Source organism: Roseibacillus persicicus, from assembly GCF_014651675.1.
Taxonomy (GTDB): Bacteria; Verrucomicrobiota; Verrucomicrobiia; order Verrucomicrobiales; family Akkermansiaceae; genus Roseibacillus; species Roseibacillus persicicus.
The window spans coordinates 46,790-72,197 of sequence record NZ_BMXI01000005.1 but is presented as its reverse complement, the minus strand read 5'-3'; the positions used below and the strand labels follow the sequence as shown (position 1 = coordinate 72,197).

The window sequence follows — 25,408 nt, the reverse complement described above, 5'->3', positions numbered from 1 at the left end:
CTTGTCCCAATTCCGCAAAATATTTTAATTTTACTGAAAATAAGTTAAAACTTATCCTGTTTTTTATAAAATATTATTGAGCGAATTTGAAATTTAATGTAACCATAACTCCTCGAAACAGCTCCCCCCCTATGGTTTACGTAGAATCCCAATTCGGCCAGAACACAACGACCGAGGAAGAGTCTTCCTCCGAAAGCCCTCTGGACTTTTCAACTCAGAGCACCGCCCCCCCTGCCTCGCTCAGCTCACTCCTCGGCCAGATGGGAGCCGACCCTGCGCGTAACTTGGCGCGTATCCTGGACTTTGGACCAAAGTATCTTGGATGCGAGCGTTTGAGCTATTCGAAGTTTTCCCCAGACCAACCCGAAGAGCCTCTCAATGAGAACTCACTCGCCATTCAGCTGAAGGACGCTGGCAAACTTCTGCTTCTCCACAACTTCTCAGACCAGCCCAACGACGAGAACCTCTCCATCTTAACCTCGCTACTTGCCCAGCAAGAGTGTCGCCTGCGGGACTACCTCAGAATGACCAGCCTGGAGGCCTATACTCAAAAGCTCTTCGAAGCCTGTCCGGATGGCATCGTGGTCACCGACGACCACGGCTTCATCTTGAATGCCAACCGTGCCATGATCGCCCTCACCCGCAAGCCCTTGGAAACCTTGATTGGCCTGCGCGTCAGTCAACTGGCCGACTCCTCGGGCCGCGCCGAAGCGTTCAAGGCTCTGCGCCGACTGAAGAGCAATAGCCGTTCCCGCTTCGACTGCCGCGTCAGGGTGGGAGCTGGCCGGACCGTGCCTGCCTCCATTTCCTTCACGGACTTCCAATTCCAGGGCAAAACTTTGATCCTCGCCACGGTAAGGGATCTCAGTGATCTGGAAGACGAAGTCACTCTCTGCACCACTTACGAACAAAGTCTCAGCCGTTCCATCGACAACGCCACCGATGGCTTCATCCGCTACGATCAGTTCGGGCGCATCACCGAGGCCAATCCTTACACCGAGAAGCTCTCCGGACATTCTCCACTCCGCTTGATTGGCCGCCCCGTAGACGACTTGCTCACCGTTTCCTCCCTGCGAAAATTCCGCAAGGCAGTCGCGAAATTGCAAGAGACCGGCTACGCCACCTTCTCGGCCGAAGTCGCCCACACCGATGGTTCCGCCCGTCCCGTGAATGCCGTCCTGATGCAATTGGAGCTGGAGGGCGAGCGTTTCTGCCGCCTTTTCCTGCAGGACCGCGAAAAACTCGCCCAAATGGAAGAATGATCGTGACAGCCCTGTCTTGACTCTTGGGCCACGATTCAAGAGTCTCCCCTCCCGCCTCCCCGGGTCATTTTCCATGGACACCAGCCTCACTCGTAACTTCTCCATCATCGCACACATCGATCACGGAAAGACCACTCTTTCCGATCGCTTGTTGGAGTTCACCCAAACTGTCGCCCAGCGCGATTCCAAAGCCCAACTTCTGGACGCCATGGATCTGGAGCGGGAGAAAGGCATCACCATCAAGTCCCACCCCGTGACCATGGCCTACACCGCCAAGGACGGAAAGACCTACAAGCTCAACCTTCTCGACACCCCCGGCCACGTCGACTTTTCCTACGAAGTCTCCCGCAGCCTCGCCGCATGTGAGGGCGCTATCCTCATCATTGATGCCGCGCAAGGCGTTGAGGCCCAGACCATGGCCAACGTCAACCTCGCCCTCGAGCAAGACCTCGCCATCGTCCCCGTTCTCAACAAGATCGACCTCCCCGCGGCGGATGTCGACAAGTGCTGCCAGCAGCTCGAAGACATCCTCGCCATCCCCGGCGAGACCGCCATCCCCTGTTCCGCGAAACAAGGAATCGGCATCCAGGATATTCTCGAGGCCGTCGTCGAGCTCGTCCCCCCGCCCGTGGACAATGAGGACGGCATCCTGCGTGCCTCGGTCTTCGATAGTCTTTATGATGCCTATCGGGGTGTTATCTCATACGTCCGGGTCATGTCCGGCACGGTCAAAAAGGGCGACCGCATCAAGCTTTTCCACACCGACAATCACTATGAGGTGAAAGAGACCGGCGTCTTTGTCCCCGGGATGAAGAAAATGGACTGCCTCGTCGCGGGCGACGTGGGCTACCTGATCGCCAACATGAAGACCACCGCCGAGATCAAAATTGGCGACACCATCACTCACAAGGACAAGCCCTGCCCCGAGCCCCTGCCCGGCTTCAAGGAAATCCGTCCCATGGTCTTCTCCGGCATCTACCCCATCGACACCTCCGATTACGAGGCCCTGCAAGTCGCCATGGGCAAGCTGCAGATCAACGACGCGGCTTTCACCTTCCAGAACGAGTCCTCCACCGCCCTCGGCTTCGGCTTCCGCTGTGGCTTCCTGGGTCTCCTGCACATGGAAATCATTCAGGAACGCCTCCGCCGCGAATTCGACATGGACGTGATCTCCACCTATCCCTCCGTAATCTACGAGGTCACCAAGACCGACGGAGAAGAGCTCATCATCGACAACCCTTCTTTCCTCCCCGACCAGCAAGTCATCGAAGAAATCCGCGAACCCATGGTCCGTATCTTCATCATGTTGCCCGGTGACTACATCGGCGACGCCATGCAGCTGATTATGGAAAAGCGCGGCGAGCTCGAGAATACCGAGACCATCGACGAGTTCCGCGTGATGCTCACTGCCACCGTCCCCCTCGCCGACATCCTCGTCGACTTCAACGACCGCCTCAAGTCCATGACCCGCGGCTACGGCTCCATGGACTACGAGCACGCCGGCTATCGCGCCGCCAACATGGTCAAGATGGACATGCTCATCGCCAGCGAACCCGTGGAAGCCTTCTCCACCATCGTCCACCGCGACAAGGCCCAGGCCCGGGGACGCGAACTCGCGGCCAAGCTCAAGGAAGTCATCCCCACCCAGATGTTCACCGTCGCCATCCAGGCAGCCATCGGTGGCAACATCATCGCCCGCGAGACCATCAGCGCGATGCGCAAAAACGTGACCGCCAAATGTTACGGCGGTGACATCTCCCGAAAGCGCAAACTGTTGGAAAAGCAGAAGAAGGGGAAAGCGAAGATGAAAGCCTTTGGTAAAGTCAACATTCCGCAGGATGCCTTCATCAAGGTGCTGAAGAGTGGTGATTAAGTCCTCCCCTTGTTAGCCGCGCTAACGACATCCTTCGTTCATCATCGCTGGCATTCTGGCCCCTCGCGAAATAGAACGGCAAAAAACAGCTTTTCAACGTCCACTGCTCGATGCAGAAAGAGATTTTTTGTTGAGAGCTTGCAGCTTGAACCAATCCCAGAGTTCCCGTCGGCGAACTTCCACTGTGTCGCCAGGATAGACTCTTTCCTCGCGACACACCGGACTTGGATAAGGACGCAGACACCACAACTGCCCATCCCGCAGCACCCGGACCTCTCGATACGACCAGTCTTTTTTGATAGCGGCCAGCTCAAGAAGCTTCCCTAGTGTCAGATTCCTAGAATAAATATATACTCCCTCAACTTCAACATCGCCTCGAACTTCTATCTGCGACACGAAATTAGGATCTCCCTCCCCAACTGAGAACTGAGAGAGCAAAGCGAAAGATAGTATAAACGAGGTTGTTCGAGAACTGATCATCAGTCGTCTATCGACACTGAACCTCAAACTTTTCGCTTATTCTTTATCACTCTGCAACGCTTCCGAGATATCAATCAGGAGCAAAAGGACATGCTTCCCAAAAAAGGCGACCACCAGCCCTGAGAATGCGGTAAATAAGCCCCACAAAAGCGCCAACGGACCGGCAACTCCCGCTACAGCGAAAACAAAAATCGTGTATAGCATCAAAACCACACAAATCGCCTTCCAACCGGATTGAATCTGCTTTCGCAATTCACCATAGCGTCCCGAAAATTCCACCGAAGCTTCCACTGGTGCCTGTTCAGCCGGCCTCGGGTTTCCTTCCGAATCAATTAGGCTGGAAAGCGGCAGCGAAAAGTCCTCAACCGACAGGTCTCTATAAGATTGCCCCCTGTCCTCCAAAACCAAAGTCTCAATCGCAATCGTCCCGGCCTTGAAGCGATAGCTCATGTCTTCCAAAGAGAGAGGACCAATAACCGGCGGGTTCGCATCCGTTCTCAACCAATATTTCATGAACCAGACTAGGCTGCTCCGAATTTCGTCGTCGAACAAATATCGCTTGGCTTTACAAGAGACCCTCCCCACTCAATTTCGATGAAAGAAAATGCTCTAAAAAAGAGAGTGATTTCTCCGTGACCTGAGCGGTGTGACGGTCAAAACTGACCCCGCAGTTTCACCACACAATATTCTATGAAATTCGGAATCATCGGTGCCGGCATGATCGGCCACTTTCACGCAAAAGCTATCACCGCCATGGAAGGCGGCTCTCTTCACTCGGTTTTCGACCTCAACCAGGAACGCGCAGACAAGCTTGCGGAAGAATATGGCGCCAAGGGTTTTTCGGACATGGCTGAGTTTCTCGCCGATCCCGAGCTGGAGATCGTGACCGTGGGCACCCCCAGCGGCGCCCACCTCGAGCCCACTTTGGCCGCTCTCAATGCTGGCAAGCACGCTATTGTCGAAAAGCCGCTCGAAGTCACCGTTGAAAAGTGCGACGAGCTCATTGCCGCCGCCGAAGCCAATGGAAAGACCCTCGCCGCCGTTCTCAATCGCCGTTTCCACCCTGGCATGGACGCCTTCAAGGCCACAGTCGAGGCGGGACGTTTTGGCGTGCTGACGTCTGCTTCCGCCTACATCAAGTGGTATCGCGACCAGGCCTACTACGACTCCGCCGGTTGGCGTGGCACCTGGGCCCTCGACGGCGGTGGCGCCCTCATGAACCAGTCCATCCACACCGTGGATGCCCTGCTTCACCTCGCCGGCCCCATCAAATCCGTGCAAGCCAACACCGCCCTTCTCGCCCACGAACGCATCGAAGTGGAAGACCACTGCGTCGCGCTCATCGAATTCGAGAACGGAGCCCGCGGCGTTATCGAAGCCTCCACCGCCACTTGGTCCAAGGACGGCCACCCGGCCCGGGTGCAGCTGGCCGGAACCGAAGGTTCGGTTTTCCTCGCCGACGAGTCTTTCGAGATCTGGGACTTCATGAAAGAAGAGCCCATCGATGCCGAGATCCTCTCCAACCACATGAAGGGACAGGAAGCCGGACTGGGAGCCAACGACCCTTCCGCCATTAACTTCTATCAGCACCAGCGCAACTTCGAAGAAGTGGTCAATGCCATCGCGGAAGGCCGCGAGCCCAGCACCTCCTCCGCCGAAGCCCGCAAGTCCGTCGCCGTCATTCGCGCCATCTACGAAAGCGCACAGAACGACGGGAAGAAGGTCTTTCTCTAAAGAAAGCCGAAAAGAACATTCCAGAGCAAACCCGGGCTTCCCCCGGGCCAAGCTCTCACGCCCCATCGGGGCTGCTCGCCGCCTCCACAGACACGCTGAAAAACAACCAAATACGTCAGCCCCAACGGGCGAGCAGCGTCTGGAACATCGATAACCCGCCAAATTGGTCAACCCTAGCAGGCGAAGAGCAAGGGTGTTCCCAACAACACCACAACCACACCGACCCCGTCAGCCCCAACGGGGCGAACCAAGATAGCCCAGGGCAACGCCCTGGGTTTCGTCGTCCGAGCAGAATCAAAGCGAGCGGGAGATTCGGAAGTTCACCCGCCATCCCGAAGCGATTTCTCCAACAACGAGACAGCGCAAGCCCCTCCCGCCCACGCAAACTGCTTACGCCACAAACCCACCTTCCAAACCCACTTCGGGAACGCCCTCGAAATCACCCATCGCACGCTCGTTCCCAACATCTTCCCCTCGCTAACCCGGGGTTCCACCCCGGGCTATCCTCTTTCGCCCCGTCGGGGCTATGCTCTGCGACGATCACATCCACACCCCTACACCTATTCGACGCATCCACGGGCACACCACACCGACCCCGTCAGCCCCAAAGGGGCGAAACAAGATAGCCCAGGGCAACGCCTTGGGTTTTGTCGTCCAAGCAGAATCAAAGCGAGCGGGAGATTCGGAAGTTCATCCGCCATTCCGAAGCGATTTCTCTAACAACGAGGCAGCCCAAGCCCCTCCCGCCCACGTAAACTGCTCACGCCACAAACCCACCTTCCAAACCCACTTCGGGAACGCCCTCGAACTCACTCATCGCACGCTCGTTCCCAACCACTTCCCCTCGCTGACCCGGGGTTGCACCCCGGGCTATCCTCTTTCGCCCCGTTGGGGCTATGCTCTGCGACGATCACATCCACACCGACCCCGTCAGCCCCAACGGGGCGAAACAAGATTGCCCAGGGCAACGCCCTGGGTATTGTCGTCCGAGCAGATTTAAAGCGAGCGGGAGATTCGAAAGTTCTCCCGCCATCCCGAAGCGGTTTCTCTAACAACGAGATGGCGGAAGGTACTACACACCGTGTCCGAAACCGCGTCGCAGCGACACTACAGCAAAACCAACTTCATTGACCCCAATGAAGTCGGCTGAACGATTCGTTCTTTCCTGCACTACGATTGCCCTCAGGGAAGACTCGACTCTGATGCCTAAATTTTGAACTCTCACTCCGTGCGCCTGTTCGTTATTGCCCTTGCTCTCGTTCTTGCCGCGTGCTCCTCAGTCCCGGACGCGCCGCAAATCCCTGACAAAACGGGCTACCTCACCCAACGAACCACCCGCCAACTCGTCGAATACTGGGCGGGCAACGGTTATCCAGACACCGTGGCGGGACGACCTATCCGACTGGTCGACGAGCACCCCCACCTGGAAAACATCACCGGACTCACTCCGGCTGAAAAATTTTCCAAGGACGACAAGAATCCGGGGCACCTCGGCACCGTGGCGATGATGCACACCCGGGAGGACCTCAAGCTCAAACAAATCACCTCCCAGGCTTGGCAATTCACCAGCCAACCCGCAACTATCGTGGCCCGCTCCGAACGAGACGGTTCACTTAAACTGACCGCCCTCGATTTTCGGGAGAACAATCAACTCGGAGGCCTTCCCCTTGCCAGTAACTTCCGGCTGCCCTTCGATTTTGCAGAAGAACAGGAACCCAGCTCCATCGTCCACCTCCTCACCCTCCTCGATCCTGCGGGTTGGTCGGACCGACGTGGATTCTATCTCGCCACAGAATACGACCCTGAGAAAATCCCGCTCATCTTCATCCATGGCCTTCTCTCGACCCCCGTGGACTTCGAATTTTTAGCCTCCACCATCGCCAGCAAGCCCGACCTCTGGGACCGTTATCAATTCTGGTTCTACTTCTATCCGACCGGCGACCCTTGGGTTCTAACAGCCGCAAACTTTCGCGAGGATTTCCGTGTCTTGGTCCGAACCCTGGACCCCGACAAGAACGACCGCCCTTTGCGAAAAGAAACCACCATCGTGGCCCACTCCATGGGCGGACTCATCACCCGACTCTCCCTTTCCGAAGAGCCCGAAAAACTCTATCAGAAGTATTTCAACCGCCCCGTCGACGACATCCGATTGCTCCCCTATCAGCGGAAGAGAATCCGCGAGCAACTTCTCTTCGAACCCTTGGAAGAGCCTTCCAAAGTCATCTTTCTCGCCACTCCACACAAAGGCGCGGGACTGGCGGGAGGCCCTCTCCTTTGGCTCGCCCAAAAACTCGTCAAAGCCCCTGCCCGCATCTTGGGAGCCACCCTCAGCACCGCGCAAAATATTGCCTTCGCCGAGCCCGGCATCCTCACGCAGCAAGGAGCCTCCCTGCTCTCGGGCAACGAGGTCTCGGTCTCGGAACTCAATCCCGAAAGTGCCGCCTTGCAAGCTCTCAACGAAATGCCAATTCGCAGCGGAGTCGAGCTCCACAATATTGTCGCCACCATCACCGGCAGCGAAAGAGGCTTGGGCGATTGGGTCGTCCCTTACACCTCTGCCAAGCTCGAACAAGCCGATAGCCAAACCATCGTGCGCAGCGGTCATTGGCTGATTAAGGACAAGGAGACGGCAGAGGAAGTGATCAAACTGTTGCGACGCTAAGGCGCATTCCTTCCCGCCTTTTTTCCCGCAAGACATTGAGATTGCCTGACGCAACCGCCCCTATCCCCGTCCCGGGTGCAGGTCCTCGGGATTCAGCTCTCGCCAACTGCAAAATTCCATTCCTTAATCATGCCATGAAACTTCTCCCTCTTTGCGCCACCCTCGCTTTTTTAAGTCCACATGCTCATGGCCTCGGCTTTGCCAACGGGGTGAAGATTGGCGAGCTCACTCCCAACTCCGTAGTCATCTGGGTCCGCACCACCGAAAACGACGCCGCCCTCAACGCGGTCGACCAATGGACCAAGGATAAACCCAACTGGGTCGTCCCGGGAGAAGAAGCCAAGGTCGAAGTCCGGCTCACCAAGACAGGTCCCGACAACCTTTCCTCAAAAATCGAACCGATGGCGCTGGGTCAAACTGGACCGGAGGACGACTATTGTCTCCAGAAGCGTCTCGACGATCTCGAACCTGCCACGACCTATCAGCTCAATCTAACAGCAGTATCTACCGCGTCTCCGGATACGTCCGAAACCGCTACAATTGAGGTCCTCTTCACCACTCCACCTCTTGCGAAGGTCTCCGCGCCCATCACCTTCACGGTCTCCACTTGCCAGGAATTCGGACTGCGCGACGACGTAGAAAAGGGGCATAAGATCTACTCCTCGATGTTGAAACTGGATCCGGCTTTCTTCATTCAAACCGGCGACACCGTCTACTACGATCGGAAGCAACCCCTCTCCAAAACCGTGGACTTGGCCCGTTACCGGTGGCACCGGATGTATTCCCTCCCCTTCCAGCGCGAGTTCCACAACCGCATTCCTTCCTATTGGATGCACGACGACCACGACCTGCTGAAAGATGATTGCCAGCCAGGCGACACCTATGGCGAGCTCACTTGGGAAGACGGGATCAAGATTTGGGAAGAACAAGTCCCTTGGTCGGAAAAGCCCTATCGCACCTTCCGTTGGGGTAAGGATCTGCAAATCTGGCTGCCCGAAGTCCGCTACTATCGTTCGCCTAAAAAGATGGAAGACGGTCCCTTCAAATCGATTCTAGGGAAAGAACAATGGGCTTGGCTGGAAGAGTCGATGAAGGCCTCCGACGCCACCTTCAAGCTCTACGTTTCGCCCACCCCGGTGGTAGGCCCGGACCGAAACAGCAAGAAAGACAACCACGCCAACAAGACCTTTGCCTTCGAAGGGGAACGCCTGCGCCGGCTCCTCTCCCACACCCCCGGCACCTTCGTCATCAACGGCGATCGCCACTGGCAATACCACTCCATTGTCTCCGAGACCGGATTGCAGGAATTCGGAGCGGGACCCGCCTCCGATGCCCACGCCCAAGGATGGAATCCGAACGACAAGCGGCCGGAGCACCAGTTTCTTCGTGTCAAAGGCGGCTTCCTCTCCGTGCAAGTCGACGGCAACGTCCTGACCATCACCCATCACGACGTCGACGGCAAGGTCACCAACGAGACCAAGCTGACTTCGCCGCCACAGGAGCAATAGAGGTCAAACCAGATCTCTCCTCCTCTCCCCTCCCGAACTCTCTCAAGTCAGAAGACAAAATGGCAATCATTGGCACCGCAGAACTGCTCGTTATCACCTCGATTCTCTTTTTGGTGGGCTTCTTCAAAACAAGCTCGAAAGCCAAGAGCCCGGATACCGAGGCCTTTTCGCGGCTCCGGTTTCATTTGACCATTCTCCTCGCTGTTCCCGCCTTCTTTTTTGTCCTGATTACGACCATGGGCTTCATTAGAGTCATCAGTGAAGGTCCTGAAGAAATCTGGAACTTTTTGCCAGCCCTGGGTGCTGTTGTTCTCTCGAGCCTGACCTTCATCGTTGCTCCCTACCTCTTTGGCTTTTTACTCAAAAGAACCCTCTTTTCCCGCTCCGCCCCTCAGCTGGAAAGAAACGAACCTCGCTAGCTGGCCGCAAAAATGAAGAGAGTTCCCCGCATCGCCGAAACCAGTTTATTTCGATAGGAACAGGGCTAGGGAAACGTTCTACACTCAATGAAATTTTTCCTTTTCAGCCTTTTACTGGCTCCCCTTCTTTGCGCGGCCGAAAAGCCCAACGTCATCTACATCCTGGCCGACGACCTCGGCTACGGGGACCTCTCTTGCTACGGGCAAACCAAGTTCAAGACTCCCCACATCGACAGCCTGGCGGCGGACGGGATGAAGTTCACCAATCACTATTCGGGCAACACCGTCTGCTCCCCCTCGCGCGCGGTCCTGATGACTGGTATCGAATCAGGAAAGAACTATCTGCGTGGCAACGTCCCCGGCGAAGCCCAGGCGGCCATGCCGGAAGAGCTCACCGTTCTTCCCGAAGTCTTCAAGACTGCAGGCTATCGCACGGGAGCCTTTGGAAAATGGGGTTTGGGCGAGACCCACAAGACCGGCAAGGAGAGCCCGCACACCCATGGCTTCGACGAGTTCTGTGGTTGGAAGAGCCAGATGATCGCCCACACCTACTACCCCAGTAGTTACGTTCGCAACGGCAAGGAAATCCCTCTCGACGGAAAGACCTACCTGCACCCCATCGTGATGGATGCCGCCCGCGAGTTCATCTCCACCAGCGCCAAAGCCGACTCCCCCTTCTTCTGCTACATCCCCACCGCCATCCCCCATGCCGCAATGCATGCTCCCAAGGAATTGCATGAAAAGTGGCGGAAGGTTTTTCCCCAGTTTGACGAGAAGATCGGTCAGTACGGAGCTGGCCCCAACGAGAATACCCCTGATGTGGTCAACCCCATCGCCGGCTTTGCCGCCATGATGGAGCACTTGGACAACGAGGTCGGCTCGATCCTGAATCTACTGACCGAACTGGGCATCGAGGACGACACCATTGTGATGTTTGCCAGCGACAATGGTGCCCATCTGGAAGGTGGTCACGACCCGCGATTCTTTGACTCCACCGGAGGCTTGCGAGGTCACAAGCGCGACATGCACGAGGGCGGCATCAAGACCCCCATGTTGGCCCGCTGGCCTGGACACATCCTCGCCGGCAGCACGACCCACCTCCTCAGCGGCTTTCACGATATTCTGCCCACCATGGCGGAGGTCATCGACCAGCCAATCCCCGGGCAGAATACCGGTATCTCGTTCCTGCCCACCCTCACCAACGACGGAGAGCAAGCGCAGCACGACTATCTCTACATCGAGTTCACCCAAGGCTCGGATCAAATCCTCCACTCCCAAGCCCTTCGCTTCGACAAGTGGAAGGTTTACAAAAAGGCCAAAGGAGGCAGCCTCGAACTCTTCGACCTCTCTTCCGATCCTTACGAGAAGAAGAATCTCGCCAAGGACCCCCAGTATGCCGAGATCGTCAAAAAGGCGAAGGGCTACCTGAAGAAGGCTTCCGAGCCCATTCAATAGCTAGAGGCCTGAGAGCCGTCCCGCAAAATATCGGGACGGTCACCCACGAGGATTGAACCTTGTCAACAGATAGCGAAAGCGTTCTAAATCTTTGCGGTCAAATTAGTTTTGACCGTGAACAACGAATATCATGAAACGCTTATCCTATCCCCTATACTCACTCTTGGGCCTCATCTCTTTCTCTGTTTCCTGCACTCCTGGCAACAACAACGGCCCCGTCATTTCCGGCCCAATTGGAAATGCCCATGGAGCAGTCATCTACCGCCAGCTCGAGCCCCAACTGCGCGAGCCCGCGGCATTGGCCGATGATATGGAGGCCGTTGCTCTCAAGTTCAAAACAAATTACGCAAACCAACCCCAGATTCTCACCGAGGCTCAGCGCAAATACGATACCGCCAAGACTTCTCTCGAACAGGCCCGCCAGAGCCTCATTGAAGATGTGAAGACCGGAGCAAAGGGTGCCAGTCCCTTAACGACTCAACGCTTTGAAACATTCGAGAATGACGGCAACGCCCTCCGCGCCTACTACTCGGAGATCTCCAACGAAGGGCGCTTTGGCTCCGCGATTTTGGTGGGCTTGGGTTTGATCGATAAGATGCTCAGCTCATGGCAAACTTACGAGGGAGCCAAAGTTCAGTATGTGGAGTCGGCTATCGAGCAGCAGCTCGCGGTGAAGTCTTGGTCTCAACTCTAAGCCCTCATTCCCATGAAGCTCCAGGCCGCTCTCGCGCTCTTCTTTTCAATTCTCACCACTCTCTCCGCCGAGAACCTGGCGGTGGTAATTGGAAACAGTGACTACAATACCAAAACTGGCGATCTGCCGAGTGCGGCCAGCGACGCCCGTCTGGTAGCGGAGATTCTCGCTGGAGCGGGCTTCCAGTTTCCCTTTGCTCCCGAGACTCTGGTTTCCGAGAACCTCACCGCCGAATCCCTGCGAAGCGGAATCAGACGCAACCGGACCCGCTTTCAGGATGCCAACCTCGTCATCCTCTATTACGCCGGACACGGTGCACAGGTGAAGAATGACCTCATCTTTCTCGGAGTGGATGCGGTCGTTCCTCCCAACGCAAGCGACAGCATGCTTCTTTCCGAAGGAAAACTCTTTGCTTCTATTGTGCCCAATCTCAAGCCCACCAACGGGGTGGGCATGCTGGTCATCTTTGACGCCTGTCGCATTGGTAGCGCTGCCGGACAAGGAGTGATCAACTACGGGAATGATGTCGGAGTGATCTGCTCCACCCAGCCCCTGCAACGGGCCGACAACGCGAAGGATAAGGTGAGCGCAAGTGTCTTCACCGAGACCTTTGCGCAAGCGATGAAAGATAGAAAGACGGTGCGCGAATCCTTCGAACTCGTCTCCCAGCGAATGCGCCGCGAAACGGACAAGACCCCCGCCTTTTATCTGGAACCAACCAGTCGCATCGCGTCCTTCAAGTTCCCTCCTACGACCTACATCAGCCCGAGTCCGGTGCAGAAGCTCAATGTCAGCGCAACCCGACCCCTGACCTATCCCGACCGTCTCTATCTCACAAGCCAAGTCGGCGAAGGAGTCAATCTGCGCCAAGAACCGGGTGGCAAATCAGAGGGAATACTCGTTCAACACAACGACTCCGCCCGGGTCGGGTTCACGAACAAGAGCGAGGAATTCACCGAGAATTCAGTCACCTCCTACCCCGTCAAGGTGGTCGGCTGGGCTCTGAGCCGGAACATCAAAACAGGAAAAGAATTTCTCACGCGCGAGAGCGGTCGCTTCACTGTCCTCAGCGAAGCCATCAAGATTCGTCCTGACGCCAACCTTTCCCTCAAGGAAACCAGCAAGCTCTCCCCCGGAGCCACCGGAAAGCTTCTGAACGAGTTCACCACCTATGGCAACTATGACTGGCAGAAAGTGGAGTGGACGGGCTGGGCCACGGCGGTGAGTTCCTCGGGCAAAACCTACCTCTCGGCATTGGAGGGAGGCGGAGAAATCGCCCCTACTCCGAACCAGTCTACTCAAAGTGAGAAAACCCTGGCAGGATCGTTCACCTTCAAGCTCCAGAATGGACAGGGTCAGGCCGTGACTCAATCGCAGCGATCGATTGTGCTGGATCCCGCCACCCCGAATCAAATTTCGCTCTTCTGCATCGAGAACGATAGCAACAATCAAAACATCAAGAGCCGGGTTCTTTTAACTGGAGAATGGAACGGCAATCGATTCTCCGGCGACCAGCAGACTGTTCTCGAAACCGGTTACACCAACTGGGCCAACGAGACCTTTTTCTTCGAATTCAACGATTCCCGAACTCAGGCCCAAGCGGTGTTCAGTTATTCCCCGGACGGGAAAAGCACCGTCACAGCTCGAGGACAGTTGAACACCGTCACTCCTCGACCCAATTGAGTTGTTAGATTTTGTTAGAAAAACTGACCAACACCACCTGAAGAGGAGACCTTCGTTCGGAGGCTACAAAAAAAGAGGCCCGACGCATCTCTGCGACGGACCTCCCGATTTCTGTTAGAATGTTTTAGAATGGAAGCGTAGAGAGCTTCTTCGAGCTCTTCACCTTCATCCCGAACTCATTGATGGTGGAAGCTATCAGCTTCTCATCGAGTTCCTTCTCTTCCGAGAAGTGGATGGCGATCTTGTTGTTCACAAACGCTCCCGAAACCCCGTCCAATTTTTCCAAAGCCACACGGGCTTTGTCATTTTTGATCGCTCAAGTGGCACCGCTCACAATGAGCTCGTAGGCCACCTTGGGTCGGGTGATTTCTTGTTTCTCCATGGAGGCGAAGCCCATGCCTTTCCCCTTGAGGGCGGCTTTGACTTTTGCTTCGTCCAGAGCGGCATCGCCGTCCATGACCACCGTTGCACGCAGGCCCGAGAGGATTACGCTTTTGACTCCGGGCTGACTTTTCAAGGCCGAACTGACCTTTCCTGCTGCGCCTCAGCCCCCACCAGTTGCGGCGACCACATAGGCGGTCACCGAGCCGTCTGCCACCGCTTCCGCTGCAGCCTTCTTGCCTTCGCCGTGATTATCGGCGAGAGCTGGCGCAACGAGAAGACCGCTAGCAGCCATCATCGTGAATACGAATTTCAATTTCATGATTAAATGCCCTTTGATAAGGACACCTTAAGCTACCACATCCTCTCGCAAGCGCAACTTTTTGGCTCCCAGCACTGTAGAGCCCAGCTCCGCCCTCTTCGGCTTAGTCTTTTCTGCGGGATGGGGACATCTTGTTTCAATTCCCGATTCCGCTACTCTCTTGTGCATGCGCCTCGCCTTTCCTCTCTTTCTATCCTGTTTCTCCCTCACGGCTGCTGAGATCACCCGCGGTCCTTATCTTCAGTTGGGGCACTCGGAAGGAATGACCATCGTCTGGCGAACGCAGGGCGAGATGGAAGCTCCCGTGGTGCGTTATTGGCAAGAGGGCCATGCGGCAAAATCCTGTTCAGGTCGCTCCATCCTCACACGTGGTCAAAAAAGCTTGAGCGCGATTCCCGAGGGCCAACTCCAATTCGAAGCGACGCTCACCGGCTTGCAACCCGACCACACCTACCAATATGCAATCTTCGACGGCGACCAACGTCTGACCCCGGACGATGCCTCCTACCAACTCCAAACCCACCCCCTGATCGGCGAGGAAAGAGATACCCGGGTGTGGGTCGTAGGAGACTCTGGCACGGGACAGATCCACCAGCGTAAAGTTCACTCCGCGATGCTGGCCTACACTGCGGAGAGCCCGCTTGATCTCTACCTGCACGTGGGAGACATGGCCTACGGCCAAGGAACCGACCCGCAATTCCAAAGCCGCTTCTTCGAGCCCTATCAGGTCACCCTTCAATCCATCGGTTGCTGGGCCGCCTTGGGAAATCATGAGGGCAAGTCGTCGAACGGCCGCAAGGGGGTGGGTCCCTTCTTCGATGCCTACGTCAACCCGACCCAAGGCGAGTCCGGAGGAATCCCCTCGGGCAACGAGTCCTACTACTCCTTCGATTACGGAACCGCTCATTTCATCTGCCTCAATTCCTACGATGTCGACCGGAGCGAAAAGGGAAAAATGGCACAATGGTTGAAGCGCGATCTGGCAGCAACCGGGGCCAAGTGGATCATCGGCTTCTGGCATCACCCGCCCTACACCAAAGGCACCCACGATAGCGACATTGAGATCGAGCTCATTGAGATGCGCGAATCCATCATGCCCATTCTGGAGGCCGGGGGCGTGGACCTCGTGCTTAGTGGGCATTCGCACATCTACGAACGCTCCATGCTGATCGACAAAGCCTACCACACCCCGACCACGGCCGACGGCGTTGTCCTCGACGATGGCGACGGCCACCCGACCGGCGATGGCGCTTATCAAAAGCCCGGGGAAGTCACTCCCCACAAGGGCACCGTCGCCATCGTGACCGGACACGGAGGAGCCTTGGGTAGAAATTCCAGAGGCGTGATGCCAATCATGCGCTCCATCGTCTTGGACCACGGCTCCACCATTCTCGACATCTCGGGCGATACCCTCGACGCGGTGATGATCGACCTCAATGGTAAGGAGCGCGACCGTTTTCAAATCAAGAAGGAGGGACAGGTCAGTCACGAAGTGATTGCCAACCCCCGCATCGCAACGCGCGAAACCGAGGAGCGAACGGGAGCGGGAGTATTGGGAGCTCCCGCCACCCGGGAAGCGGCCCGACTGGCCAAGCTGGCGGGAGAGAAGAGCATCCCCCAGCCACTCCCCAAAAAGTTCACCCCCCTCATTCCGCGCAATGATGAGTGGAGCTATCTCGCACACGATCAGAAGCCGGAAACAGAGATGTGGACCCGCGTGGGCTTCGATGCCGCGGAAGAGGGCTGGGCCAAAGGTCCTGCCGGCTTTGGCTACGGCGATAGCGATGATCGCACCGTATTCAAAGACATGGCGAAAAAATATACCGAGGTCTACATCCGCAAGGAATTTGAAATTCCCGAGGGCACCAACTTGGCGAAACTCGGCGTGGCTATCAATTTCGACGACGGCTTCATTCTCCACATCAATGGCCATCAGGCGATTTCACGCTCCGTGCGTCGAAGCCCAAATGGCAAGTTTACCATCGCCAGCCACGAGGCCAGTGGCTTCGAGTATTATAGCCTGAAAGAATTCGCGCAGCACTTTGTGATCGGCCAGAATGTCATTGCGATCGAGGGCTTTAATGTCTCGCTCACCAGCTCTGACTTCTCACTCGACCCCTATTTGATCGAAGATCTCACGGCAAACTGAAGAGCTTTGCTGCCGAGAATTATCTGACAACCCACGAGCTCTCGGGCGGTATCTAGGGAATCAAAACGATCTTTTCCCTCCTCTCACTTCTCCTCCTGCCCCTGGGCTCGTCCCACGCGGACGAGCAAGCTCCCACCGGAGTCCAGTTGGCGCTGATTTCTGAAGTCTCTGCTATTGTTCCCGGCGAAGAATTTCGCGTGGGATTGCGCATTCAACACGACGAAGGCTTTCACACCTACTGGCAGAACCCCGGCATAGTTGGCATCGCAACCCAGCTGAACTGGTCTCTCCCGGAGGGGTTTTCCGCAGCTCCCATTCAATGGCCTTTCCCTGAAAAAGTCGATATGGCCGGGCACCCCGCGCACGGATATCACCGCGAGGTTCTCCTGACCGTGACCATGACTCCACCAGCGACTCTTCCCTCCGGTGAGATCACACTGGAGGCCGAAGCGATCTGGATGGCCTGCGCGCGAACCTGCCATCCGGGGCAGCAAAAGGTTTCCCTCACTTTGCCAGTTGCAAGCACTTCGAAGCCCGATCCCAGGACCCGACCGTTCTTCGCCCGTGCCGATGCCGAGCTACCCAAGGCGCTCGCCGAGTGGCAAGCGAAGCTTCTAACAGCTCCCGACGCCACCCCGATCCAACTCCAACTGACGCCCCCGGATGGTTGGGGCGGCTCCCCGGACTCTCTGTATTTTTTCTCCACTGACGGTCAAGTCTCATCCGATCAAGAGCAGGCGGTTGCCCCCGGCCCGAACGGCTCCCTGTTAATGACCCTCCAGCGTTCGGAGTTCAGTCCAGAGGGGAAGACCTCATTGTCTGGAATTCTCTCTTCCAATTCGACTCTAGGGACCATCTCCGTCCGCTATTAAATTCACATCCCGGCCGCAGCGAACATTTATCTCAAGTCAGTCATTTAATCTCATGAAAATCCTACTCTTTCTCGCCCTTCTCATTTGCCCTCTCTGGGCCAGCACCGCTGTCGTTTATCCGGGCGGGCCTGGCATCGGCGAGGGAAAGCACATTGTCTTTCTTGCCAGTGACCACGAATACCGGGCGGAAGAGACCTGTCCCGCGCTCGCTCGTATCCTCGCCAAGCATCATGGATTTAAGTGCACGGTAGTGTTTGGAGTGGACGACGAAGGACACCTGAAGGCAGGCTCCTCCCAGGTTTCCGGCTTGGCGGCTTTGGCTGATGCCGACTTGTTCTTCATCTTCACCCGCTTCCTTGATCTCCCAGCAGAAGAGATGGACCACCTCATCGCCTATCTCGACAAAGGAGGCCCCGTGGTGGGACTGCGCACCGCGTCCCATGCCTTCAAGATTCCGGCCGACTCGCCCTATGCGAAATACAGTTTCAACTCGAAGGTGAAGGGCTACGAGGGGGGCTTTGGACATCAGATCCTCGGCAACACTTGGGTGGGCCATTATGGAAAAAATCATGTGCAAGGAACCCGCCTCACGATTGCAGAGGGCCAAGAGAAACACCCCATCCTCCAAGGAGTCGGCGAGGCCTTTTGCCATGCCGGAGCCTATGTGGGCATCCCCGCCCCCGACTTCACTGTTTTGGTGAATTCACAGCCATTGGTCTCCATGGACCCGAAGGCGGAAGTCGATAAGAGCAAGCCCGCCAACGCCTCAGCCTGGACCCGCCATTACACCAGCAAGGACGGGAAAAAGCACCGCGTCTTCCATTCCACCCAAGGCGCTTCCCAAGACCTGTTAGACGAAAACTACCGCCGCCTCATCGTCAACGGCACTCTCTGGGCCTGCGGACTGGAGTCGAAAATCAAGCCCGACCTCGCGGTCAACTTCGTGGGTCCCTTCCAGCCCCACGTCTACGGCCCTCCCGGCAACGTGCGCAATGTGAAACCCTCGGATCTCGCGGGTTGGGAATCGCCCATCATGCCCACTGGCAAGAATCACGACCCCATCGACACGAGAAAAAAGAAGGCATCCGAAGCGAAGCAAAAAAAGAAGCCCCAAGCGGCGCCTGCGAGAGAAGCGAGAATCAAACAGAAAGACGGCCGCAACAATCTCCTCGAGACCGAAGCACCAGAAGAAGACCCCTCGTTGGCCAGTTTCTATCTCAATCTAGCAACCTCTCCTCGACCCCAAACAACAGAGGCGGTTGCAACTCAGCTCCCTCTCAAGGTCGCCCCCCGCACCCGCATCGCCCTCATCGGCAACCTACTGTTAGATAACGAACGACGCTACGGCCACTTGGAAACCCTGCTGCATCAGGCTTTTCCCAAAAAGGAACTCTCGGTGCGCAATCTGGCTTGGCCCGCTGATGAGGTGGACCTGCAGCCTCGCCCCGACAACTTCGCCGACCTCGACCAGCACCTGCATTATTTCAAGGCCGACCTCATCGTGGCAGCCTTTGGCACCAACGAGTCCTTTGCCGGCCCCGAGGGTCTTTCCTCGTTTCGCATCCGGTTGGAGAAGGCCCTGACTCACCTCAAGACTCACGCCTACAACGGGAAAACTGGCGCGCAAATCGTGCTACTCTCCCCCACCCCGCATGTCGATCTCGAGGACGTTCCGGCGGCCCGGATGAACAACGCCAACCTCGCGCTCTACAGCAAGGCGATGAAGGAAGTCGCGGCCCGACACGGAGTCGCCTTCGTCGATCACTTTGAGCAAAGCCAGAAGCTTTTCGCCGCCTCGGAAGAACCTCCCACCACCGATGGCAGCGCCTTGAACGCGACCGGGCACCAGCTTTTCGCGCAAGCGGCTTTCGAGGGACTGTTCGGAAAACAAGCGCCTCCCATCGACGAGGGACTCCGCGCGCTGGTGGTCGATAAGGCCACCCAATTCTTCTACCGCTACCGCCCCCTCAACACCTACTACTACACGGGGGCACGCAACAAGAGCTACGGCTACCTCGACTTCCTGCCTGCGATGCGCAACTTCGATCTGATGGTGGCCAATCGCGACCAGGCGATTTGGAAAACTGCCGCCGGAACACCCACCCAACCCGATGACTCCAACCTGCCCAAGATGGACGAGGTCTTGTTGGCCCGGGGCGCGAACGAATGGCTCTCGCCGGAGGACGAGTTGAAGGCCTTCGAGGTCGACCCACGCTTCGAGGTCAATCTCTTCGCTTCGGAAGAAGACTTTCCTGAACTGGCTTGCCCCATCCAGATGCGTTGGGACGAGCGCGGCCGCATGTGGGTCTCCTGCTCCACGACCTATCCGCATGTCTATCCGGGGCAAAGGGCGATGGACAAGCTCATCATCCTCGAGGACACCGATGGCGATGGCAAAGCGGACAAGTGCACCACCTTCGCTGACGACTTGCACATCCCTCTTTCCTTTGCCTTGGATGGCAAGGGCGGGGTCTATCTTTCCGAGGAACCCCACCTGACCTACTTGCAGGACCTCGATGGCGACGACCGCGCGGACACGCGGGAAATTCTCTTCACCGGGTTCGGCTGCGAGGACTCCCACCATGCCCTGCACGACTTCACCTGGACCCCCGGCGGCGACTTGCTGTTCCGCGAATCCATCTTTCACAACAGTCAGGTGGAAACCTCCTACGGTCCCATTCGCGCCAAGAACTCCTCGTGGTTTCTCTACCATCCCAGCAGCAAGCGTCTCACCGCCTTCGGGGCCTATCCCAACACCAACCCTTGGGGAGTGACCTTCGATGACTGGGGGAACCATGTAGCCTCCCACCCCGTGTTCGCCTCCACCTTTCACGCCACCAACCCTCCCTATCCCAAGCAGCATCCACGGGTTGATTCCAAAATCGTCCAAGCCTACTCGGGCACGTGCGGGCAGGACTTCGTGGACTTTCCGTTTTGGCCCCAAGAGATGCAGGGCGGCTTTCTGAAGGCCCGCTACAAGCCGACGAATAAGATCGAAATCCACAAGTGGGTCGAGAAGGAAGACCACTTTACGGAGGAATTTGTCAGCGACCTCATCTTCTCCACCAACCTCTCCTTTATTCCGGTGGACCTGCGCTTCGGGCCTCGTGGAGCGGCCTATGTCTGCGACTGGTATAATCCCGTCAAAGGTCACGCCCAATATTCCCTGCGCGATCCCCGGCGGGATCGCAAGGCCGGCCGAATCTGGCGCATCGTTCCCAAGGGAGCCCAACTCTCCGACCCCCCTCAACTGGAAGACGCTTCTATCGCCGAGCTGTTAGATAACCTCAAGTCCGCGCAATACCGCACCCGCTACTGGAGCAAGCGCGAGCTTCGCAGCCGCGAGCCCGCCATCGTGAACGCCCAGCTCTCGGTCTGGCTCGACGGATTGGATGAAAAGTCCGCCCGCCACGAACACCACCTGTTAGAAGCGCTCTGGCTTTCGCAAGGCATTGATTCCCCGAATCTGTCTCTCCTGAAAAAACTCTCTTCCAGCTCCAATCCTCACGCTGCGGCCGCCGCGCTGGGACCGGTGAGGTTCTGGCACGAAGAAATGGGCAATCAGGAGACGGTGAGCATTCTTTCCTCGGCCGCGAGCCACCCTTCGCAACATGTGCGTCGCGAGGCAGTCATCGCCGCCAGCTACGTGGGCACGCCGGGAGCACTGGAAGCTGTTCTTCCGGTTCTCGATCAAGAGGCAGGTCTTCACCTCACCTATGCCATCCAATCGTCATTTGGCTCCGCCAACTTGCTCCGACATTGGGAGGGGCGCTCCGATGCGGGTGAGATTGAAAAGAAACTGAAGACCCTGACCGCTCCCGAGAAAAAAGCTGGGCCAACCAAAAGCAAAGCTCACCAGACCTTTGATCAACAGAAGGGCCTCCAAACCCTCGAAATCGGCTGCATCCCCGAGCGCCTGCTTTTCACCAAGGACCAGCTCACCGCAAAGGCCGGACAGCCCGTCAAACTCATCTTCAACAACCCTGACGCTACGGCCCACAACTTCGTCTTGCTGGCCAAGGACACGCCGATTGAAGAAATCGGAGAAGCCGCCAACGAGATGGCAAAGGACCGTGACGGGGCCGCGAAACACTTCATTCCCGAAGACAAGCGCATCCTCCAGGCGTCCAAACTTCTGGCGCCGGGAGAGAGCGAGACCCTGCGCTTCGTGGCTCCCAAGACTCTCGGAACCTACCCCTACCTGTGCACCTTCCCGGGGCATTGGATCATCATGAAGGGCGAGCTCGTGGTGGAATAGGGTTGCCGCTCTTAGCAAAGACTTAACAATTCCAAGCTTTCGTCAAAGGCGGGGGGACTCCAAGCTCGACTCCACTCGAGCTCGGCCGCCCTTCGATGAAACTTCGTTACCCCCTCCTCCGACTCACTGCAGCCATCATTGGCTTCAGCGGGCATTTGGGAGCCACCCCACTCCACCTCGACTTCCTCAATCTCGTCGAGGACAAGCCGCTCCTCATCGACTCGCTGCGGTATCAGAGTGGCGAAGCGGAAACCTTCTCCGTCACTCGACTGGACTGGCTGGCGACGGACTTCACCTTGGTCACGGAAGAGGGAGAGAAGTGGAATCTGCCCAAGCAAACGGCCTTGGCCTCCACTCGTGGATCGAGCTACGCACTCCCGGACCTCCCGAACAAGCGCTTCACCTCCCTCTCCTTCCACGTCGGGCCGAACAAGGAAATCAATCACTCCGATCCGGCACAATACTCAGCGAACCACCCGCTCAACCCAAACCTGAACAACCTGCACTGGGACTGGCAGGGCGGGTATATCTTTCTAGCCATCGAGGGACACTGGCGGGCGAAAGGAGAAGAGCTTCCGGGCGGCTTTGCCTATCACTTTGCCAATGACTGGAACCGCACCCGGATCACCCTGCCCATCGACCTCACCCTCAACAATGAGTCCCGCATCGCCATCGCGCTGGATCCGCAGAAACTACTCGCGGGACTCTCCTTCGCCAAAGATGGCGCAACCACTCACTCGCAACCCGACGACCCGGTGGCCGAACGGTTGAAGCGTAATCTGCAGACCGCCTTTCGTGTGGTCAGCATTCAGGAAGGGGGACTTCCCGAGACCGCCGGGAAGCCCAAGCCCATCGACCTGCCCACCAACCCGATGGGCTATCCCATCACCCTCCCCAAGCACATCCCGCTGCCCGCCCTTCCTTCCGACAACCCGATTTTAAGTTCACGGGTTGCCTTGGGAAAAGAGTTGTTCAACGAGCCCCTCCTCTCCCGCACCAACACCCTCTCCTGCGCCTCCTGTCATCAGGGAAAGACCTTGAGTGATCCCCGCTCATTCAGTTTGGGGACGGAGGGACAGCTGGGCACCCGGCACTCCATGCCCCTCTTCAACCTGGCCTGGAAAACGAGCTTCTTCTGGGATGGTCGGGCTTCTTCCCTGCGCGAGCAGGCCCTCGTGCCCATTGAAGACCATCTCGAAATGGACGAAGATCTCACGAACGTGATTTCCAAGCTCAAGGCCGAGAGCAAGTATCCACCCCTCTTTGCCAAGGCCTTTGGCTCGGGCGCCATTAGCGCCGAAAATCTCGGTCTAGCCATCGAGGCCTTTCTTCTCACCCAGCTCAGTCTGGACTCCAAGCTCGACCAGGCTCGCAAAGGGCAGGCGGAGCTCACCAAAGAAGAACAGCGGGGCTTCGAACTCTTCTTCACCGAGTCCGAACCGCGCCTCGGCAAGAAGGGTGCGGACTGCTTCCATTGTCACGGAGGAGCCCTCTTCAGCGATCACTTTTTTCACAACAACGGTCTCCCGCCAACGGATGATATTGGATTGGAAAAAACGACGGGCAAGGAAAGCGACCGCTACAAGTTCAGCACCCCCAGCCTGCGCAACATCGCCCTGACCGCGCCCTACATGCACGACGGACGCTTCCGCACCTTGGAAGAAGTCATCGCCCACTACAACAACCCCATCCCCCGCAGCCGCACCCTCGATCCCAACTTGGCCAAGCACCCCAATGGGCTGGGACTTTCCGAAGACGATCAGGCGGCTCTGGTGGCTTTCCTTAAGACCCTGACCGACCCGGCGCTGGTTGATTGAAAGCGATTTTCCTGAAATTTTACCTGCCCGACATCATTTCTTAACAATCGGAGTTCACCAATAGCTGACAAAATCAAATCCGCTGCCATGAACTCAATCCATCCTACTTCGCTTCTCAGCCTCTTGGCCCTTCTGCCCGGTGCCCTCTGCGCCGAACCCATTCTTTCCTCCTGGTATACCGAGGGCTCCGGTCGTTATGCCCGCATTTGGGCCACCGTGGAACAGGAGACGATCGAACGCGGTGGCGGCGGAACCAGCTCGCTGACGACCTGGGACGCGGCCGACTACGAAGGAGTCACCGTGGGGGACCAGCCCCTGCCGGTCTACGCGGGAGTTCAGGGCATCTCCTACTCCGACGACTACGTTTACATCAAGTCCACCGGACTCGCTAACAATACGATGGGCCCCTGGTTTCTGAATTCCAGCCGGACGACCCGCTTCCCCTCTTTCCCCGGCAACGCGGCCATCCTTTACCGCTTCCCTCGCTATCCGAACTACTCGGTGAACTACTCACCCGCTTCGCGTTCGGAGACCAACATCGGAACCTGCGGGCTCTTTGTCGATGGGGTGCCGCTCTTCAACACCTCCGACACCTTTTCCTACGACACCTCCGCGGGCGCCGATCAGGAACCGACCAACAACAACACCGGAGATGGCATCTGGAACAGAGACGCGTTCACCAATGAGGGCGAATCCTTCGATGCCGGCAATGCCCACCAGGCGATGGAGGCCTTCCATTACCATGCCAGCCCGGCTGCCCTGCGCTCGACCTTGGGGGATTCGGTCGACTACGACTCCTCGGTTGTTTACGAAGGAATCGGAGGGGCCTCCCCCTACACGGAAAACTTCAACGGCCAGCACAGCCCCATCATCGGCTGGGTCAATGACGGCCTCCCCATGTATGGCCCCTACGGCTACAGCGATCCCACTGACCCCGACAGTGGCGTCCGCCGCATGATTACCGGCTATCAAAAGCGCGATGGTTCGAACGGCTCCACCGACCTGACTGTCACCGGACGCACCACGCTGCCGCAGTGGAAAGTGGATCAAGATAGCGGAACCACCTCGGCCAGCCTGAACTCCTCGCAATATGGGCCCGCGGTTTCCACGGACTTTGTGCTGGGCCACTACATGGAAGACTACGCTGCCAAGGCCGACCTCATCTCCGACGCCTCGGGGGAGGCTTTCCAACTCTATTCCAGCGCCAGCCTCGGGACCTTCGATGCGGGCAAACACTATGATCTGAATGAGTATAACGTGCGCTATTGCGTGACCCCCGAATTCCCGGCAGGCACCTGGGCCTACTTCACCAGCGTGGAAGAAGACGGCACCCCCGCCTATCCCTACAACCTCGCCTTTCAATACTTCGGCGACGCCACCAGCGCCACCGGCATTGCCTCGTCCGAGGTCGAGGCTCTGGGGGTCACGGTCTACTTCGAGGGCGCGACCGCAATCGAGCCCTCAGCCAAGGAGATCGCAGTCGACGATTCCACCGTGACGATTACCTGGCAAGGCACCGAGGGCGGAATCTACCGCGTGGACCCCAGCACCGACCTCGCGACCTTTGATACCAGTGGCACGACCTTCACCGCCGAGCTCGATGTCTTCGCCACCACCGGAGCCAAAGCCAATGCTGCCCAGTTCTATCGTCTGACCCGAACCGGTCTCTCGAGCTACGACACTACGGAATTCAGCACCGAAGCCGCTGGAGGCCCCGGCGGTCCCGGGGGTCCCGGCGGCCCTCCCGGAGCATTTTAGGCCGTGGATCTGGCGAAGATTCGGGACTCCGGAAATCACTTTATAAACTGGCCCTGCGGGGGGGCTTTCTGGTTTGCTCCC

Annotated in this window: 18 protein-coding genes; 14 read left to right on the top strand and 4 right to left on the bottom strand. The window is 57.4% G+C overall.

Annotated features, from left to right (window positions below; all coding sequences use genetic code 11):
* Positions 1 to 131: 131 nt before the first annotated feature.
* A complete protein-coding gene (locus IE099_RS07185) occupies positions 132 to 1,262 on the top strand; it encodes a PAS domain-containing protein (protein ID WP_189568942.1) in 1,131 nt (376 codons plus the stop codon).
* A 73-nt stretch (positions 1,263 to 1,335) separates the two neighbouring features.
* Entirely contained in the window at positions 1,336 to 3,135 is a 1,800-nt protein-coding gene (lepA, locus tag IE099_RS07180) for a translation elongation factor 4 (protein WP_189568939.1), read from the top strand.
* A gap of 516 nt (positions 3,136 to 3,651) precedes the next feature.
* Here the strand turns inward: lepA and IE099_RS07175 are convergent.
* Positions 3,652 to 4,128 carry a hypothetical protein gene (locus tag IE099_RS07175; RefSeq protein WP_189568936.1) on the bottom strand — a complete coding sequence of 159 codons (477 nt, stop codon included), beginning with the start codon at positions 4,126 to 4,128 and terminating at the stop codon, positions 3,652 to 3,654.
* A 177-nt stretch (positions 4,129 to 4,305) separates the two neighbouring features.
* Between IE099_RS07175 and IE099_RS07170 the strand changes: the two genes are divergently transcribed.
* The 7 genes from IE099_RS07170 to IE099_RS07140 all read left to right on the top strand — a co-directional run bounded on the left by IE099_RS07170 (position 4,306) and on the right by IE099_RS07140 (position 13,770).
* Positions 4,306 to 5,349: a Gfo/Idh/MocA family protein gene (locus IE099_RS07170; RefSeq protein WP_189568933.1), complete on the top strand. Its 1,044-nt coding sequence runs from the start codon at positions 4,306 to 4,308 to the stop codon at positions 5,347 to 5,349.
* 1,228 nt (positions 5,350 to 6,577) lie between these two features.
* On the top strand, positions 6,578 to 8,011 hold the full coding sequence (locus IE099_RS07165; RefSeq protein WP_189568930.1) for an esterase/lipase family protein: 1,434 nt from the start codon (positions 6,578 to 6,580) through the stop codon (positions 8,009 to 8,011).
* A gap of 134 nt (positions 8,012 to 8,145) precedes the next feature.
* Positions 8,146 to 9,519: an alkaline phosphatase D family protein gene (locus IE099_RS07160; RefSeq protein ID WP_189568927.1), complete on the top strand. Its 1,374-nt coding sequence runs from the start codon at positions 8,146 to 8,148 to the stop codon at positions 9,517 to 9,519.
* 59 nt (positions 9,520 to 9,578) lie between these two features.
* Positions 9,579 to 9,938, top strand: a complete 360-nt coding sequence (locus IE099_RS07155) for a hypothetical protein (RefSeq protein WP_189568924.1) — start codon at positions 9,579 to 9,581, stop codon at positions 9,936 to 9,938.
* Positions 9,939 to 10,025: 87 nt separating this feature from the next.
* Entirely contained in the window at positions 10,026 to 11,393 is a 1,368-nt protein-coding gene (locus IE099_RS07150) for an arylsulfatase (protein ID WP_189568921.1), read from the top strand.
* A 130-nt stretch (positions 11,394 to 11,523) separates the two neighbouring features.
* The gene (locus IE099_RS07145) at positions 11,524 to 12,087 is read left to right on the top strand and encodes a hypothetical protein (RefSeq protein ID WP_189568918.1); all 564 of its coding nucleotides are present in this window, start codon (positions 11,524 to 11,526) and stop codon (positions 12,085 to 12,087) included.
* Positions 12,088 to 12,099: 12 nt separating this feature from the next.
* Complete coding sequence (locus IE099_RS07140) at positions 12,100 to 13,770, top strand: caspase family protein (RefSeq protein ID WP_189568915.1); 1,671 nt, start codon at positions 12,100 to 12,102, stop codon at positions 13,768 to 13,770.
* Between the two features lie 124 nt (positions 13,771 to 13,894).
* Here IE099_RS07140 and IE099_RS07135 read toward each other — a convergent pair whose 3' ends face one another.
* Genes IE099_RS07135 through IE099_RS07125 form a run of 3 tightly spaced genes read right to left on the bottom strand, consistent with a single transcriptional unit; the run spans position 13,895 to position 14,473 of the window.
* Positions 13,895 to 14,062 carry a hypothetical protein gene (locus tag IE099_RS07135; RefSeq protein ID WP_189568912.1) on the bottom strand — a complete coding sequence of 56 codons (168 nt, stop codon included), beginning with the start codon at positions 14,060 to 14,062 and terminating at the stop codon, positions 13,895 to 13,897.
* Positions 14,063 to 14,086: 24 nt separating this feature from the next.
* Positions 14,087 to 14,287: a YbaK/EbsC family protein gene (locus tag IE099_RS07130; protein WP_189568909.1), complete on the bottom strand. Its 201-nt coding sequence runs from the start codon at positions 14,285 to 14,287 to the stop codon at positions 14,087 to 14,089.
* Positions 14,288 to 14,314: 27 nt separating this feature from the next.
* Complete coding sequence (locus IE099_RS07125) at positions 14,315 to 14,473, bottom strand: hypothetical protein (RefSeq protein WP_189568906.1); 159 nt, start codon at positions 14,471 to 14,473, stop codon at positions 14,315 to 14,317.
* Positions 14,474 to 14,639: 166 nt separating this feature from the next.
* Here IE099_RS07125 and IE099_RS07120 point away from each other — a divergent pair, with 166 nt between their 5' ends.
* The 5 genes from IE099_RS07120 to IE099_RS07100 all read left to right on the top strand — a co-directional run bounded on the left by IE099_RS07120 (position 14,640) and on the right by IE099_RS07100 (position 25,327).
* Entirely contained in the window at positions 14,640 to 16,622 is a 1,983-nt protein-coding gene (locus IE099_RS07120; protein WP_189568903.1) for a purple acid phosphatase family protein, read from the top strand.
* Between the two features lie 146 nt (positions 16,623 to 16,768).
* Positions 16,769 to 17,494 (top strand): protein-disulfide reductase DsbD domain-containing protein, encoded by a 726-nt coding sequence (locus tag IE099_RS07115; protein WP_194598374.1) that lies wholly within the window; start codon positions 16,769 to 16,771, stop codon positions 17,492 to 17,494.
* Between the two features lie 52 nt (positions 17,495 to 17,546).
* Complete coding sequence (locus IE099_RS07110; protein WP_189568898.1) at positions 17,547 to 21,752, top strand: PVC-type heme-binding CxxCH protein; 4,206 nt, start codon at positions 17,547 to 17,549, stop codon at positions 21,750 to 21,752.
* Positions 21,753 to 21,847: 95 nt separating this feature from the next.
* On the top strand, positions 21,848 to 23,569 hold the full coding sequence (locus IE099_RS07105; protein WP_189568895.1) for an MbnP family protein: 1,722 nt from the start codon (positions 21,848 to 21,850) through the stop codon (positions 23,567 to 23,569).
* Between the two features lie 87 nt (positions 23,570 to 23,656).
* Entirely contained in the window at positions 23,657 to 25,327 is a 1,671-nt protein-coding gene (locus IE099_RS07100) for a YHYH protein (RefSeq protein ID WP_189568892.1), read from the top strand.
* Positions 25,328 to 25,408 lie beyond the last annotated feature (81 nt).

Coding starts and splice junctions, on each gene's coding strand:
- IE099_RS07185 (WP_189568942.1), top strand. CDS start 132: ATGGTTTACGTAGAATCCCAATTCGGCCAGAACACAACGACCGAGGAA.
- lepA (WP_189568939.1), top strand. CDS start 1,336: ATGGACACCAGCCTCACTCGTAACTTCTCCATCATCGCACACATCGAT.
- IE099_RS07175 (WP_189568936.1), bottom strand. CDS start 4,128: ATGAAATATTGGTTGAGAACGGATGCGAACCCGCCGGTTATTGGTCCT.
- IE099_RS07170 (WP_189568933.1), top strand. CDS start 4,306: ATGAAATTCGGAATCATCGGTGCCGGCATGATCGGCCACTTTCACGCA.
- IE099_RS07160 (WP_189568927.1), top strand. CDS start 8,146: ATGAAACTTCTCCCTCTTTGCGCCACCCTCGCTTTTTTAAGTCCACAT.
- IE099_RS07155 (WP_189568924.1), top strand. CDS start 9,579: ATGGCAATCATTGGCACCGCAGAACTGCTCGTTATCACCTCGATTCTC.
- IE099_RS07150 (WP_189568921.1), top strand. CDS start 10,026: ATGAAATTTTTCCTTTTCAGCCTTTTACTGGCTCCCCTTCTTTGCGCG.
- IE099_RS07145 (WP_189568918.1), top strand. CDS start 11,524: ATGAAACGCTTATCCTATCCCCTATACTCACTCTTGGGCCTCATCTCT.
- IE099_RS07140 (WP_189568915.1), top strand. CDS start 12,100: ATGAAGCTCCAGGCCGCTCTCGCGCTCTTCTTTTCAATTCTCACCACT.
- IE099_RS07125 (WP_189568906.1), bottom strand. CDS start 14,473: ATGAAATTGAAATTCGTATTCACGATGATGGCTGCTAGCGGTCTTCTC.
- IE099_RS07120 (WP_189568903.1), top strand. CDS start 14,640: ATGCGCCTCGCCTTTCCTCTCTTTCTATCCTGTTTCTCCCTCACGGCT.
- IE099_RS07110 (WP_189568898.1), top strand. CDS start 17,547: ATGAAAATCCTACTCTTTCTCGCCCTTCTCATTTGCCCTCTCTGGGCC.
- IE099_RS07105 (WP_189568895.1), top strand. CDS start 21,848: ATGAAACTTCGTTACCCCCTCCTCCGACTCACTGCAGCCATCATTGGC.
- IE099_RS07100 (WP_189568892.1), top strand. CDS start 23,657: ATGAACTCAATCCATCCTACTTCGCTTCTCAGCCTCTTGGCCCTTCTG.